The sequence below is a fragment of the Burkholderia sp. WSM2232 genome (assembly GCF_000472545.1).
Classification (GTDB): Bacteria; Pseudomonadota; Gammaproteobacteria; order Burkholderiales; family Burkholderiaceae; genus Paraburkholderia.
The window spans coordinates 1-12,621 of record NZ_AWZV01000039.1; the positions used below are offsets into that span (position 1 = coordinate 1).

The following is a 12,621-nucleotide window of genomic DNA, read 5'->3' on the forward strand; positions in this document are numbered from 1 at the left end:
TGGGCTTGGGCTTGGGCTTGGGCTTGGGCTTGGGCTTGGGCTTGGGCTTGGGCTTGGGCTTGGGCTTGGGCTTGGGCTTGGGCTTGGGCTTGGGCCCTGGCGCAGGCTCAGCATCTAGCAGGCTTGCCCTTTGGCGCAGGTTTCAGCTTGAGCGCCGGTTTGCCCCTGAGCGCCGGTTGTCACGCGCGCCGGTTGGCACGGCATGCGTCGATGGATACGCGCGTCCTATGCCATCCGGCTAATGTCGCCGTCGCAGCGTTTGCGCTATGCTGAACCGTCGATTGTGTTTACAGGGAGCCCGTCATGACGAGCAAAAAGCGCAGCGCACCGCCGTCCGTCGCTAAGCAGACGGACCGGGCGCTCGACTCAACCGAGAGCCGCCTCGACGAGGCGCTGGAAGAAAGTTTTCCTGCGAGCGATCCGATTGCTGTTCACGAGCGCGACGCACATCGGGCGTCTGAATCGCAACCGCAAACGCAACCGCAACAGCCCATCGCAGGGAAGAAGCGGCGCTAGCGCGCCGACGGCGATAAGAGCCTGCGCTGCAGCCATGACTCGCGCAGTCTGCGCGAAGAAAGTCATGTGGCTCGACCAAGGCCGCGTTGGCGGGCTTCATCGGCAAACGCCCCGGCGAGTCGCATGTCGCGCTAACTCCCGTTAAGCCGGGCGGGACGTTAAGCCGGGCAGGACGTCTTTCCGGTTTCGGACCTCCGTTTATGCGCCATACGCAGTGGCTTCTGCGCTGCGCGCTTCGCGTCCCGGAACCTCATGGGCGGCCTCGCCGTGCCACCTGCTTGAAACAACGCCGCGCCCGGCTCGCGTCGAGCCATCGCGCCGCCAGGATCAATGCGCGGGCAAGCCGCTTTCCAGTTGCCGTTGCAGTTCGCGCACCTGGCGCTGTGCCGCACGCAGTTGTTCCTGCGCGGCAGCCTTTTGCTGGGCCAGCGCGGTCGCCTCGGCACGGGTCTGTTGCTGCTGGTTCGCCACGATGGTCTGCTGCTGACGCGCAACGTCCAGATCCGCCTGCAGACGATTCGCGCGGCTTTGCGACAACGCGATCATGCGCTCAGTGAACGCCTTTTGCGCTTCAAGTTGCGTGCGACGAATTTCCACGTCCGACAGTTGCATGGTCTGGCGCACGAAATCGCGGTAGATCATTTCTGCGCGCGCCGAGTCCTGCGTCTTGATCACGCGCCAAAAGTTCTTCTGCTGGAAGAGCGCCACGTAGTAAGTCATCTCCTTACCGTGGAACAGCAGGCTTGCGCCGTAACTGCCGTTGTACGTGGTGCGCAGCTCGCTCAGGTCGGAGCCCTTGATCATCTGCTGCAATTCCGCGACATTCCCCGCGGCGGATTGCTTCGCCTCCTCGGGCGTGAGCGCCGAGGTCTGGACTTGCGTCTGCGCCGGCAGCGGCGTGGATGGCAGTGCGACTGTCGCACCCGGCTGGGAAACCACGCCCGACGCTGCGTTGTTATCAGGCTGGGCCTGTGCGCAGGCGCCTTGTGCTACCCCCAACGCCATGATCGCAGCCACGGCGATCTGTCGTAGTTTCGACTTTTGGTCCATGTAATTCCTGCTTCAACAGTTTTTGTTTTAGTTCCCAATCGTCTCATTATTACTCACTTTCGCGAATTTCGGGCTCTTCGTCGAAAATTTGGTACTTACGCATTTTCTCCCACAGCACCTTGCGGCTGATGCCCAGGTAGAGCGCCGTATCCTGACGGCGCCAGCCGTTGGCCTCGAGCGCGGCGATCACGCGCTCGCGCTCGGCCATGTCCCATTTGCTGCGGTCGACCAGCACCTGGGCCGCGCTCTCCGCCGGCACCGGCTGCGTGCTGCGGGCGAGCGCGAGCAGACGCTGCAGGCGCGCGGCGTCCCATGCGCCGATCTGGCGCACCGTCACGCCAATGCGTTCCGCGAGGTTGCGCAACTCGCGCACATTGCCCGGAAAGTAGGTATCGGCGACAGCGTCCGCGAGCCAGTACGGCAGATCGGGCAGACTGGCGAGCCGCCCGGCGCCCACCACCTGCGCAATGAACGCCTTGAAGATCGCGATCTTGTCGACCGCGCCCCGCTCTTCCAGCGACGGAATTTTCAGCTCGATCACCGCCAGCCGGTAGTACAAGTCCGCGCGGAATGTGCCGTCCTTCACGAGTTGCGGCAAATGCTTGTTGGTCGCGGCCACGAGCCGGAAATCGAGCTTGACCGGCGTGGCCGAGCCGATCCGCGTGACGGCGCTGTCTTCGAGCACGCGCAACAGCTTGACCTGCTGATAAAGCGGCAAATCGCCGATTTCGTCGAGAAAAAGCGTGCCGCCGTCGGCCTGCTCGAAATAGCCTTTGTGTGCGACCACGGCGCCGGTGAACGAGCCCTTAGAGTGGCCGAAAAACAGCGACTCGAACAGGCCGTCGGGAATCGCGCCGCAATTCACCGCGACGAACGGGCCCTTGCCATAGCGGCTGTGCTTCTCGTGCAGCAACTGGGCGATGCGCTCCTTGCCTACGCCGGTCTCGCCGTGCACGAGCACGCTCGTATCGCAGTCGGCGAAGGTGTCCACTTCGTGCAGCAGCGCCTGCATGCATTCCGAGTTCGCGATCATCGCGTCCGATTCATGCGTCTTCGCGCTGTGCGCGCGCATTTGCAGCACGAGCTTCGTCACCATGCCGCGCAGCTCCGCACAGGTGAAGTCGAGCGGCAGAATGTGCGAATACTCGGCCGGGTACATGGACGGATCGTGGTCGCGCGGCGCAGCGCCGACCCACACGACCGGAATGCCGTGCGCGGCCTGCCAGTCGCGCATGATGAGCGCGCCGCTGTCGATCACCGAAACGCTGATGATCGCGAGCGAAGGCCGCTGTGCGCTGCGCTCGGGCGAGATGGCGATGTCGTCGGCACGGATCACCTCGACGTCGAAGCTTGCCATGCAGCGCGCGACCCGGTCGAGAATGTCGGCCTTGCCCTCCCAGACATAGATGTCGAGTTCCTCGATTTTGGTGGTGGTTCTCATGGTCGCCGAATCAGTAAACCAGTTGTGCCTGACCGCAGGCAAGTCCGAGGTCGTGAACCGTGCTCACACCTAGCTGCACACCGAGCAGTTGCAGGAGCGGCACGAGCAGCAGGTCGAGCGAATTGAGCACGGGCGTAAGGACGCCGGCGAGCGCGCTGAGGAGCGGCGCCGCGAGCCGGGTAATGTCGATGCCGAGCGCGGTGGCGTGCATCGAGCCAGCGAGCCCGCTCGCGAGCTGGCTCAGGAGACCGCTCGTGGCCGAACCGAGCGCGTCGCTATTGAGGCTCTGATAGTCGTCGCCGTCGCCGCTTACGTTGTCAAAGCGCAGCACGCCGGGCGCGGGCTGCATGCTCAGATTCATGCCGTTTTCCGGCGAACTGGTGCCGACGCTCACGTCGATCAAGCCGAGGCTCAACAGCGGCACGCTCACGGACGTCAGCGACGCGGGCTTCGAGCAGGTCGTGGGCGCCGTCGAATTGGTCAGATTGCCCGCCGCATCGCCGCCCGCGCAGAGCGACACGAGGCCTGGCCTCACCGAGATCCAGCTGTAGCTCGTGGCCTTCTGCGTCGAACACTGGGTGGTCTGCAATGCGGCGGTGCCAGGCGCGACTTCCAGATAGATCGGCAGGTTCAGAAGATTCACGTTGACGAGCGACGGAAAGCCCGCGCCGAGTCCAACGTTCAGGTTGACCAGTTGCACGTTCAGATACAGCTGCACCGAGGCCGAGTGCGCGCTCGTGCGGGGCGTGCCGTCTGCATAGTTGCCGGCCTCGCCGACCGCGATCACCGGCGGCTTGAGAATCCGCGCTTGCGCCGTTACGTTCGCGAGCGGGCTCAGATTGAGCGCGGTGCCGAGATTGACCGCGGAAGTGCCGTGCGCGATTTCGGCGGCGATCATCAGCGCGTCGAGTGCGTTGATGGTGGCAGAGGCCGCCGCCTCAGGACTGGCGAGCCCGATGGCGAGCAAGCCGCTCGCGCCCGTGGTGTCGCCAAGATTGACTCTCGTCGATCCGGTCGATGCGCCCGCAATCGTGGTGAGCCCGCTGATTACGCTCGCGCTCGCCACGTTGCCCTGACCTAACGCCGTCGCCATGGCGGTGGCGAGTTCCGCCACCGTCACCTGCGTCTGCAGCAACTGCGACATCGAAGCGACGCCTAAGGCGGCGGCCAGTTCCGATAACGTCAACTGCGCGGTGGCAAGCCCCTGATAGGAGCCGACGTCGAGATTCACGTTGCTGCCGAGCAAGGCGCTTAACAGTCCGTTGAGCGCACCGCCGGACAGGCCCGCAATCGACGTGCTCAGCGAAAACGCTCGAACGTTGGTGGCCTGTGCGACGGCGCTTGCGCTCAGCTCGCGCGTCTGCCCGACCAGGAACAGAAACGGCACCGGCCGGCTCACCACGACCTGCAACGCATTGATCGGCGTACCCGACGCCGCGAAATACGACTGGCCGGCATTGGCCGACGGATCCCATCGTCCGCAGGTCGACTGGACTGTGCCGTCTCCGGGCAGACCGTTGGCGCTCGCGTTCAGTTGCGCGGAGTTCGCGGCCGCGGCACAGCCGCCCGCGCTGCCGATAAGCTGCACGCCGGCTGCGGCGGCCAGATCGGCGGTACGCTGCAGGTCGCGGCGCGCGTAATAGAAGTGGCCGATATCGACCGCGCCGAGGGCGATCACCGCGAGGCTCACCCACACCGCCGCCAGCAACGCAATCGCGCCACGCTGCGGGCGCGCGAGACCGCCGAGCGCGCCGCGACGCTGCGCGCGCGCGAAGCGAGGCCGTGTGCAAAGGCCGCGGGCAGGAGCGCGTGATTGCATGTCAGTTCTGCGGCAATTGCCCTGTCAGGCCCGTACCCTGGCTGCCGCTGTTGCCCTGGTTGAGCGCCGACCCATACAGATCGGGAATGCGCGATCTGAACGACTGCATGTAACGCCGATACGCGAGCCCCGCCTGTTCGCCGGGCATCGGCTGGGCGGCCGCGGCCTGCGCGTTGCTGCGCTGAAGCGCGAGCCACGCCGACGTGGCATGCCCGACTTCGCTGCGTTTGGCCGGCGGCTCGCCGCTCGGCGCTGACTGCGCGCATACGTTGCCGGCGCCGGCACCCACCGCCGCGAGCGCGAGCAGCAACGCCCGAACGACCAGCCATTGGCGCAGCCGACATGGTTGAGTATTTCTCACGCTTTCCTCCGCGGCCACGCCGCCTGTCATTGTGCGAACCGTTGCAGAAGGCGCGGCGCCGGTTCAATTGTGTCGTGCGCGCTTGCCACCGTGCCCGCAGGCGCAGCCAGCAGACTCTGCGCCGGGGCCATGCCGCCCGCGCCGGCGCGTGCGCCACTGCGGGCGGCAGCGACCTTCGCCGCGTCGGCGCGGATTGCCGCGCGCACATCGAGTGCGAGCTTCTGCTCGTTCATCAGCGCCTGCGCCTCGCTCGCCTGCCCGCTCGCAAGCAGGAACAGCGCGATATTGCTGACGATTTTCGGATTGGCCGCATCCAGTTCGGCCGCCTTCATCAACGGCACCCGCGCGCCCGCGACGTCGCCCGCCCGCAGGCGCGCATAGCCCAGGTCGGAGAGCACCGTCGCATCGGTCGGCGCGAAAAGCGCCGCTTGCTCCAGCTCGCTCGCCGCGCGGCCGAAGTCGCCCTGCCCGCCCGCGATCAGACCGAGGCCGCGATGACCGCGCGCCGCCAGCGGCGTGTGCAGCAACTCTCTGTAGGCGGCCGCGCTCGCGTCGGGTTGAGCGGTCATGCGCAGCGCGTCCGCGCGCAGCAGAGTCGAATCGGGCGAGACGCCGTACTGTTTTTCATAAGCGTCGATATGCGCGAGCGACGCGAAGTACAGGCCCTGCTGCTGCATCCGATCGATCAGGCCGAGATACATGCCCGGCGTGTCGGGCGCGGGATCGCGCCGCGCCTGCGCAAGCAGCGCCTCGCGCTCGGCCTGTGGGCCGACGCCGTACCCGGACTGCTGCGACGCGCACGCGCCGAGCAAAGCGAGCGCCGCTGCCGCGCAGGCGCAACGCATCGCATGGGAAAATTGCTTCGGTATCTTGATGAATTTCATTGCTGTTTTCCTAGCGGTGCATTGTCTTCAGCGAGTGCGACACCGACAGCACGCCTGGCCCCGCGGTGACGATCATCAGCGCGGGCAGCAGGGTCAGGATCATGACGCCGGTCATCTTCACCGCCATGCGGCCGATCCGTTCGCGCAGCATCGCGCGGCGGGTTTCGCGCAGGCGGTCGCCGAACTGCTTGAGGGGTTCCTGTACCGCGCCGCCGTGCCGGTCCACCTGAATCAGCAGGCGCACGACCGCGCGCAGATCTTCGTTGTCGAAGCTCGAAGCAAGCCGCGCGAGCGACTGCTCGCGCGTGCGGCCGGCAGCGAACTGACGCTGCGCGATTTCGAGTTCGCTCGACAGCACCGGCAGGACGCCGCGAAAATCGTTGACCATCACCTGAAGGCTCTGATCGAGCGACAAACCCACGCCCTGCAGCAGACGCAACAGGTCGACGAGCATCGGCAGTTCGTCGACGACCGCGGCGCGGCGCGCGGTCGCGCGCCGACCCAGCACCACCTTGGGCGCCATTACGCCGCATACGAAAGCGACGATCACCACCAGCACATAGCGCGGACCTTGCACCTGCGCATGGGCGAGCGTACCCGCGACGAGCGGCAACACCACAGCGCCGACGACGCGCGCAATCAGAAAGAGTCCGCGCGCGCGGGCATCGACAAAACCGCATTGTTCGAGGAGCCGCCGGTCCTCGTGCGCAACGAACTGCCGCCCCACCGGCGTATCGAGCCAGCGGGTGCCGGCGTTTGCGCATCGTTCGAGAAAGCCTTGTATGCCGCGCTGCCGTATGCCGTTGGGCGCGCTCCCACGCGAGGACAATGAGGGCGATGCATTCCACCCGGCCCCTGCATGCGGGCTTTTGCTCCCGGCCTCGGCGCTGTGCAGCGCGCGTTCGTCGAGTGCGTGAGCAAGCGTGCGGGCGCTGCGGCGCGCGGCTGCAAGACGGGCGATCAGCAGACCCGCGAGCAGCAGCAATCCGGTGGCGGCGAGAACGAGCGCAAGCGCGAAGAGCTGGTTCGGCTGCATCGTCAGGCCTTCAACCGGGCGAGCCGGTACAGCAGATACGCGCCCGTCAACTGCAGCGCGAACGCGAGGTAGAGAATCTGCCGGCCGCCCGGATCGAACCACATGGAGCCGAAGTAGCGCGGGTTGGTGAGAATCAGAAAGCCGCCTATGCCGATGGGCAGCATGCCGAGCACCCACGACGACAGCCGCGTTTCCGACGACATCGCCACGAGTTCGCGTTCCGCCTGTTCGAGATCGCGCATGAACGACGACATGCGATCGAGCATCACGTCGGCGCGGCCGCCGTACTTCACCGAGAGCCGCAGCACCGCACCCAGCAGTTCCAGTTCGCGCGCGCCGTACAGCACGGCGACGTGCGAAAGCGCGCGGTCGATCTCGACGCCCGACCTCAGCATCCGCGAAACGTGATCGAGACATTCGCGCAGCGGCGCCTCGGTGGTTTGCAGCGACGCCTGGAACGCGGCGGGCACACTGTTACCGAGCGTGATCAGACGCACGATGCCGTCCAGAAACGACGGCAGTTGCCGCACGATCGCCTGGCGGCGGCGGCTCGCGCGCATCGACATGATGAAGTACAGAAACACCGCGCAGCCCGACAGCGTGACGGCGGCGGCAAGCGGCCCGCCCTGGCTGCCGGCCAGAAGGCACAAGACGATGACGAGAGCCGTGACGGCGAGAAGCGGCGCGCGCGCCTGACGCAGCCCGGCGCGGTTCAGCATCGCGGTGATTGCATAGCGCGCGCGTGCGGCGAGATAGCGCAGATGCGCATGGAGGCCGGCGTCAGCGGCCGGCGCTTGTGGTGTGAACACGATGCCAGGCGCAGCCGACGCAGCGCGACGCGCGGCAGCGGACGCCGATCCCGCAGCCGATCCCGCAGCCCGGCCCGCAGCCGTGCCCGCAGCCGTGCCCGAAGATGCAGCGAAGCCCGACGCATTGCGGAACCCGCTTGCGGCGACGCCCGCAGCGCCCGAAGTTCCCCCTGCACCCGCAGGCCCGGGCATTGCGCCAACTGCGGCTCGCGCCGCGGAACCTGCCTCAGCCCCGACCGCCGCCCCTGGCACCGCCGGCTTCGCGACGCTCATACGGCTGTCGATGAAGCGCTCGGCACTCACCTGCTCCTTGCGTTGCGCGCCGCGCTGCAGGATCAGCAGCGCGGCCGCTGCGCACAGCAACGCGAGCGCGGCAAAAATCAACGCCGCGCTAGACATTGAAGCCGCCGCCGAAACCGCCGCCTGCGAAACCACCGCCTCCGAACCCGGTTCCACCGCTGCCAAACCCGCCGCCGCCGAAACCGCCGTCCGCCGCGCCGCCCGCACCACCCGCGCCGCCAAGCGGCTGACGGAAGCGCGCGAGCTTCGGCGAATGCGGATGGATGCCGAGCGACACCCATTGGTCAAGCTCCTCCCCGTCCGCCGACAACACCGGCTCGTAGCGGTAAAGCTCCTGGGTGGCAATGATGTTGTCCGACAGGCCCGTCACCTCGGTGATCGACAGAATGCGGCGCCGGCCGTTCGAAAGCCGGCCGATCTGCACGATGAAGTCGATCGCGTTGGCGATCTGGCGCCGCAGGCTCGACTCGGTACCCTGGAAGCCGGCAAAGCCTGCGAGCATTTCGAGCCGGTACAGGCACTCGCGTGGCGAGCTGGCGTGAACCGTGCCCATCGAGCCGTCGTGGCCGGTGTTCATCGCCTGCAGCATTTCGAGCACTTCGCCGCCGCGCACCTCGCCCACGATGATGCGGTCCGGCCGCATTCGCAGCGTATTGCGCAACAGGTCGCGAATCGTCACCACGCCGGCGCCGTCGAAGCCGCCTGGCCGGCTTTCGAGCCGCACCACATGCGGATGGTTCAGCGAGAGTTCGGCCGTGTCCTCGATCGTCACCACACGCTCGGGCTCGGGAATGTGAAACGCCAGCGCATTGAGCAACGACGTCTTGCCCGAGCTCGTTCCACCCGACACCAGCACGTTGCAGCGCGCCTCGACCGCCGCCTCCAGCAGCGCGCCGATTTCGGGACTATAGGTGCCGTTGCCGAGCAGATCGTCGGGGCGCAGCGGGTCCTTACGGAACTTGCGGATGGAAACGATAGGACCGTCTATCGACAGCGGCTCGATCACCACGTTCACGCGCCCGCCGTTGGGCAGGCGCGCATCGACCATCGGGTTCGATTCGTCGAGGCGCCGGCCAATCGGCGCGAGTATGCGCCGCACGATCCGCAGCAGATGCGCATTGTCGGCGAAACGCACCGGTATCTTCGTGAGAATGCCGTGGCGCGACACATACACGTCGTTGTAGCCGTTGATCAGAATGTCTTCGACGGCCGCGTCGTTCAGCAGATCCTCGATGGGGCCGAAGCCCGAGAGCTCTTTGGTCAACGCGTCGGCAATCGCGCGCACCTCCACCTCGTTGATCGGAATGCGGCGCAGCCGCACGAAGCTGTCCATCTCCAGATCGACGAACTGATTGATCGCGTTGCGCGACCAGCGGCCGAACTCGGCACCCAGTTCCTCGATGCGCGTGAGCAGATGTTCGTGCGCCGCGTTCTTGATGTCCTGGAACTGCTGGCTGTGCGCGAACGACGGCGCGTTGTCGGCGAATTCGATCTCTTTTGCCATCGTCTATGACCGTCTGGAGGAAGTGGGAAGAAAGCGCCTGAGCGCGGCCAACGGCGACTTGCCGCGTGTGGACGCGCTCACGTGCGCCGGACCCGCAAGACGCTCGATCAGCGGCTCGAGCGCGCGCACATACGGGTCGCGCGGCGCGGCGTCGGCGATCAGCAAGCCCTGGTTCGCCGTCTGCCCGAGCGCCACGCGCCGCTCGGGCAAACTCGCGAGAAGCGCAATGTCGAGGCGCTCGGCGATTCGCGCCGCGGCAAGCCCGAGCTCCGCGTCGAACCTGTTCACAATGAGCCTGACATTGGCGGTGTCCGCGCCCGCCTCGCGCAAGGACTCGAGCACCCCGACCGCCGACACGATGGAGGCGACGCCCTGATCGCAGACGAGCCACGCTTCGTCGCAGGCGCGCACGACCTGCGCGACGAACTCCATGTTCGAAAAGCCGCCCAGGTCGACGATCTGCTGATCGAAAAAGGCCCGCAGCCGGTTCAGCAAACCGATCGACGACGAATACGAAATCTCGCGCATATCCGCGAGATTCGGCGGCAGTGTCGTGAACGCGAGGCCGCTCGTGTGATGCGACAGCGCGGTGTGTACAAAGGTCTGGTCGAAGCGCCGCAGGTTGCGCACGGCTTCGACGAAATGAAAGTCGCTGCGTGCGTTGAGCATCAGCAGGCCGTCGCCGGCCGGCAAGCCGAGGTCGAGCAAGGCGGCCTGCCTGCCCTCTTGCGCATCGCGCCGTTGCAGCATAACCGCCAGATTGGTCGCGAGCGTGCTCACCCCCATGCCCACGCGTGCGCCGAGCAGTGCTGTCACGCGGCCATGACGGCTCACCGGCTCGACCAGATTGTCGAGCACCTGCTGCGTGATGCGCAGCGCGTCGGCGGCGGGCGCCGCCAGGTCGATGAAGTCGCGCACGCCCGCGCGCAAGGCGGCGAGCGCGCTCTCAGGCTCGGCGAGCGAGCCGGTTGCGACGATCTGCAGCCCCGGATACTGCGCGCGCACGGCGCTCGTCGCGGCGCTTGCCGCCGCGCCGCGGCCGCCCGAAAAATCCACGAAGACGAGCGACGGGTTGAGCGTCGCGATACGCTGCGTCAGCATCGACGGGTCGAGCGTGACGGCTTCGACCGTGCCGGCCGACAGGAGCGTCTCCGAGAGCCAGTGCACATGTTCGTCGGCGAGCGACGCGAACATGAAATAGTCGGTGACGGCCTGTTCGGTCAATGAGTGCGTTCTTGCGTTCATCGTGCCCATCCTCTCGCGGCGTCGGCGCGAAACCGCGCGCGTGGGTCCTGCCTCGGCTGCGGGCGCATGACCGCTGGAACGAGGCGCGCGCCCCGGCGCTCGCATCTGCGCATGCGCCGGCTCGCCGCCTGGCTGCGCGCATTCATTTCGAAAACCCCGGCGCCGCGTCGCGCGCCGCCACGCCGCCGAGAAACGAGCGCCACACCGGCGCGTTGCGCTGCTCCGACTGCTCGCCCGGCGTGGCCGGCAAGGTCGCGCCTTTCGCGAGCGGCGACACCAGATGCGGCGTGACGATAATCACCAGTTCCTTGTCGTTCTGCTGATAGTTGAGTTGCTTGAAGAACGCGCCGATCACCGGCAGATCTCCGAGCAGCGGTACCTTGGCCACGTTCGAAATGGTTTCGCGATCGATCAGCCCGCCTATCACGAAGCTCTCGCCATCGCCGAGCTCGACCGTAGTGTCCGTGCGGCGCGTGGTGATAGCGGGCACCGAGACGCCGCTGATCGTCACCGCGTTGGCGAAGTCGAGCTGGCTCGCCTCGGGCGCCACCTTCAACGCGATGCGCTGCGGGCTGAGCACGGTCGGCGTGAGCGTGAGGCCCACGCCGTAGGGCTTGTATTCGATCGACGTGGTGCCAAGGCCCTGCGGAATCGGCACGGGAATTTCGCCGCCGGCCAGAAAGCTCGCGCTCTGGCCGGACAGCGCGACGAGTGTCGGCTCGGCGAGAATCCGCGCGAGGTTGTTGCTTTCCATCAGGCTCAGATCGGCGAAGAGTCCGCGCGTAGCCGAGTTGAACACCAGATTGAACGCCGACGAAATAGGCGCAACGGAGTTGAACGAGGGCGTCGGGCCATAGGTCGCCGAACTCAGCGCGGACGGCGCAAACGAGCCGAACGTAAAGCCGTTGTTCTGCTTCAGGATGTTCAGACCCACCTGCTTGAGCACCGTGCGGCTGAACTCCACGACGCGCACGTCGACCTGCACGACCGAGCGCGTCGCGACCGTCGAGGTGTCGTAGATCTGTGCGGTACCTGCACCGCTTGCGCCGCTCGCGCCGCCGTTCGTTGCGTCACTGCCGGCCGCGCCGCTCATGCCAGAAACGGCGCCGCCTCTGCCGCCGCTTGCGCCTGCCGCAGCGCCGTTGGCGGCGCTGCCCAAAGTCGCTCGCTGACGTGCCTCTATTCCAGCAGCCGCCACGGCCCGCTGATGCGCTTCCATGGTCGGCGCGCTGCCCGAAATGAGCGCGGTGTCGCCCAGTACCCGGACCGACGGCGTGCCCGGCCCGAGCAGGGTTTTCGCGGCAGGCGAGCTGACGTTGACCACATAGGTGAGCGGCGCGTCCTTACCCTGTTCCCACAGCATCACGTTGGTGCTGCCCGGCGATTTGCCGATCAGCAGCACGCCGCCCGTCTTGTCGCCCTTGATGATGAGCACGTCCGCGACGCTCGGGTCGCCGATCGCCACGCGCCGCAGCGTGTGGCCGCTCGCGAGCGACTGCTGCGAGCCGGCGACAATCTCGAGCTGCTGCGCACCGCCCGAAGCGAAGCCTGCCGGCGACGCCGCCATCGACGAGCCGCACAGCAGCGCAGCCATTCCGTACTCGAAAATGCGTTTGTTCATTTTTGTATGGACGCGCGTGGCCGCACGCTCCCTGA

At 66.7% G+C, this 12,621-nt stretch carries 11 protein-coding genes; 1 reads left to right on the forward strand and 10 read right to left on the reverse strand.

Translation table 11 applies throughout. From position 1 onward, the window contains the following. The first annotated feature begins 303 nt into the window (after positions 1-303). On the forward strand, positions 304-516 hold the full coding sequence (locus F757_RS0127135) for a hypothetical protein (protein ID WP_027214126.1): 213 nt from the start codon (positions 304-306) through the stop codon (positions 514-516). 327 nt (positions 517-843) lie between these two features. Here the strand turns inward: F757_RS0127135 and F757_RS0127140 are convergent, their stop codons facing one another. The 10 genes from F757_RS0127140 to F757_RS0127185 all read right to left on the reverse strand — a co-directional run bounded on the left by F757_RS0127140 (position 844) and on the right by F757_RS0127185 (position 12,586). Next, the gene (locus F757_RS0127140) at positions 844-1,566 is read right to left on the reverse strand and encodes a DUF2968 domain-containing protein (RefSeq protein WP_027214127.1); all 723 of its coding nucleotides are present in this window, start codon (positions 1,564-1,566) and stop codon (positions 844-846) included. A gap of 49 nt (positions 1,567-1,615) precedes the next feature. Continuing rightward, complete coding sequence (locus F757_RS0127145) at positions 1,616-3,007, reverse strand: sigma 54-interacting transcriptional regulator (RefSeq protein WP_027214128.1); 1,392 nt, start codon at positions 3,005-3,007, stop codon at positions 1,616-1,618. Positions 3,008-3,017: 10 nt separating this feature from the next. Next, positions 3,018-4,826: a TadG family pilus assembly protein gene (locus F757_RS0127150; protein WP_027214129.1), complete on the reverse strand. Its 1,809-nt coding sequence runs from the start codon at positions 4,824-4,826 to the stop codon at positions 3,018-3,020. A 1-nt stretch (position 4,827) separates the two neighbouring features. Next, complete coding sequence (locus F757_RS0127155) at positions 4,828-5,187, reverse strand: DUF3613 domain-containing protein (protein WP_051376880.1); 360 nt, start codon at positions 5,185-5,187, stop codon at positions 4,828-4,830. Positions 5,188-5,213: 26 nt separating this feature from the next. Beyond that, complete coding sequence (locus tag F757_RS0127160; protein ID WP_035467495.1) at positions 5,214-6,071, reverse strand: pilus assembly protein; 858 nt, start codon at positions 6,069-6,071, stop codon at positions 5,214-5,216. A 10-nt stretch (positions 6,072-6,081) separates the two neighbouring features. After that, a complete protein-coding gene (locus tag F757_RS0127165; protein ID WP_027214132.1) occupies positions 6,082-7,107 on the reverse strand; it encodes a type II secretion system F family protein in 1,026 nt (341 codons plus the stop codon). 2 nt (positions 7,108-7,109) lie between these two features. After that, positions 7,110-8,315, reverse strand: a complete 1,206-nt coding sequence (locus F757_RS0127170; protein WP_027214133.1) for a type II secretion system F family protein — start codon at positions 8,313-8,315, stop codon at positions 7,110-7,112. Then, positions 8,308-9,720 (reverse strand): CpaF family protein, encoded by a 1,413-nt coding sequence (locus F757_RS0127175; RefSeq protein WP_027214134.1) that lies wholly within the window; start codon positions 9,718-9,720, stop codon positions 8,308-8,310. The genes F757_RS0127170 and F757_RS0127175 overlap by 8 nt, the downstream gene beginning before the upstream one ends. 3 nt (positions 9,721-9,723) lie before the next feature. After that, positions 9,724-10,965, reverse strand: coding sequence for a fimbrial protein (locus F757_RS0127180; protein ID WP_027214135.1), 1,242 nt, complete (start codon positions 10,963-10,965; stop codon positions 9,724-9,726). A 142-nt stretch (positions 10,966-11,107) separates the two neighbouring features. Next, positions 11,108-12,586, reverse strand: a complete 1,479-nt coding sequence (locus tag F757_RS0127185; RefSeq protein ID WP_027214136.1) for a type II and III secretion system protein family protein — start codon at positions 12,584-12,586, stop codon at positions 11,108-11,110. Between the last annotated feature and the right edge of the window lie 35 nt (positions 12,587-12,621).

Coding starts and splice junctions, on each gene's coding strand:
- F757_RS0127140 (WP_027214127.1), bottom strand. CDS start 1,566: ATGGACCAAAAGTCGAAACTACGACAGATCGCCGTGGCTGCGATCATG.
- F757_RS0127175 (WP_027214134.1), bottom strand. CDS start 9,720: ATGGCAAAAGAGATCGAATTCGCCGACAACGCGCCGTCGTTCGCGCAC.
- F757_RS0127160 (WP_035467495.1), bottom strand. CDS start 6,071: ATGAAATTCATCAAGATACCGAAGCAATTTTCCCATGCGATGCGTTGC.
- F757_RS0127145 (WP_027214128.1), bottom strand. CDS start 3,007: ATGAGAACCACCACCAAAATCGAGGAACTCGACATCTATGTCTGGGAG.
- F757_RS0127165 (WP_027214132.1), bottom strand. CDS start 7,107: ATGCAGCCGAACCAGCTCTTCGCGCTTGCGCTCGTTCTCGCCGCCACC.
- F757_RS0127135 (WP_027214126.1), top strand. CDS start 304: ATGACGAGCAAAAAGCGCAGCGCACCGCCGTCCGTCGCTAAGCAGACG.
- F757_RS0127180 (WP_027214135.1), bottom strand. CDS start 10,965: ATGAACGCAAGAACGCACTCATTGACCGAACAGGCCGTCACCGACTAT.
- F757_RS0127185 (WP_027214136.1), bottom strand. CDS start 12,586: ATGAACAAACGCATTTTCGAGTACGGAATGGCTGCGCTGCTGTGCGGC.
- F757_RS0127150 (WP_027214129.1), bottom strand. CDS start 4,826: ATGCAATCACGCGCTCCTGCCCGCGGCCTTTGCACACGGCCTCGCTTC.
- F757_RS0127170 (WP_027214133.1), bottom strand. CDS start 8,315: ATGTCTAGCGCGGCGTTGATTTTTGCCGCGCTCGCGTTGCTGTGCGCA.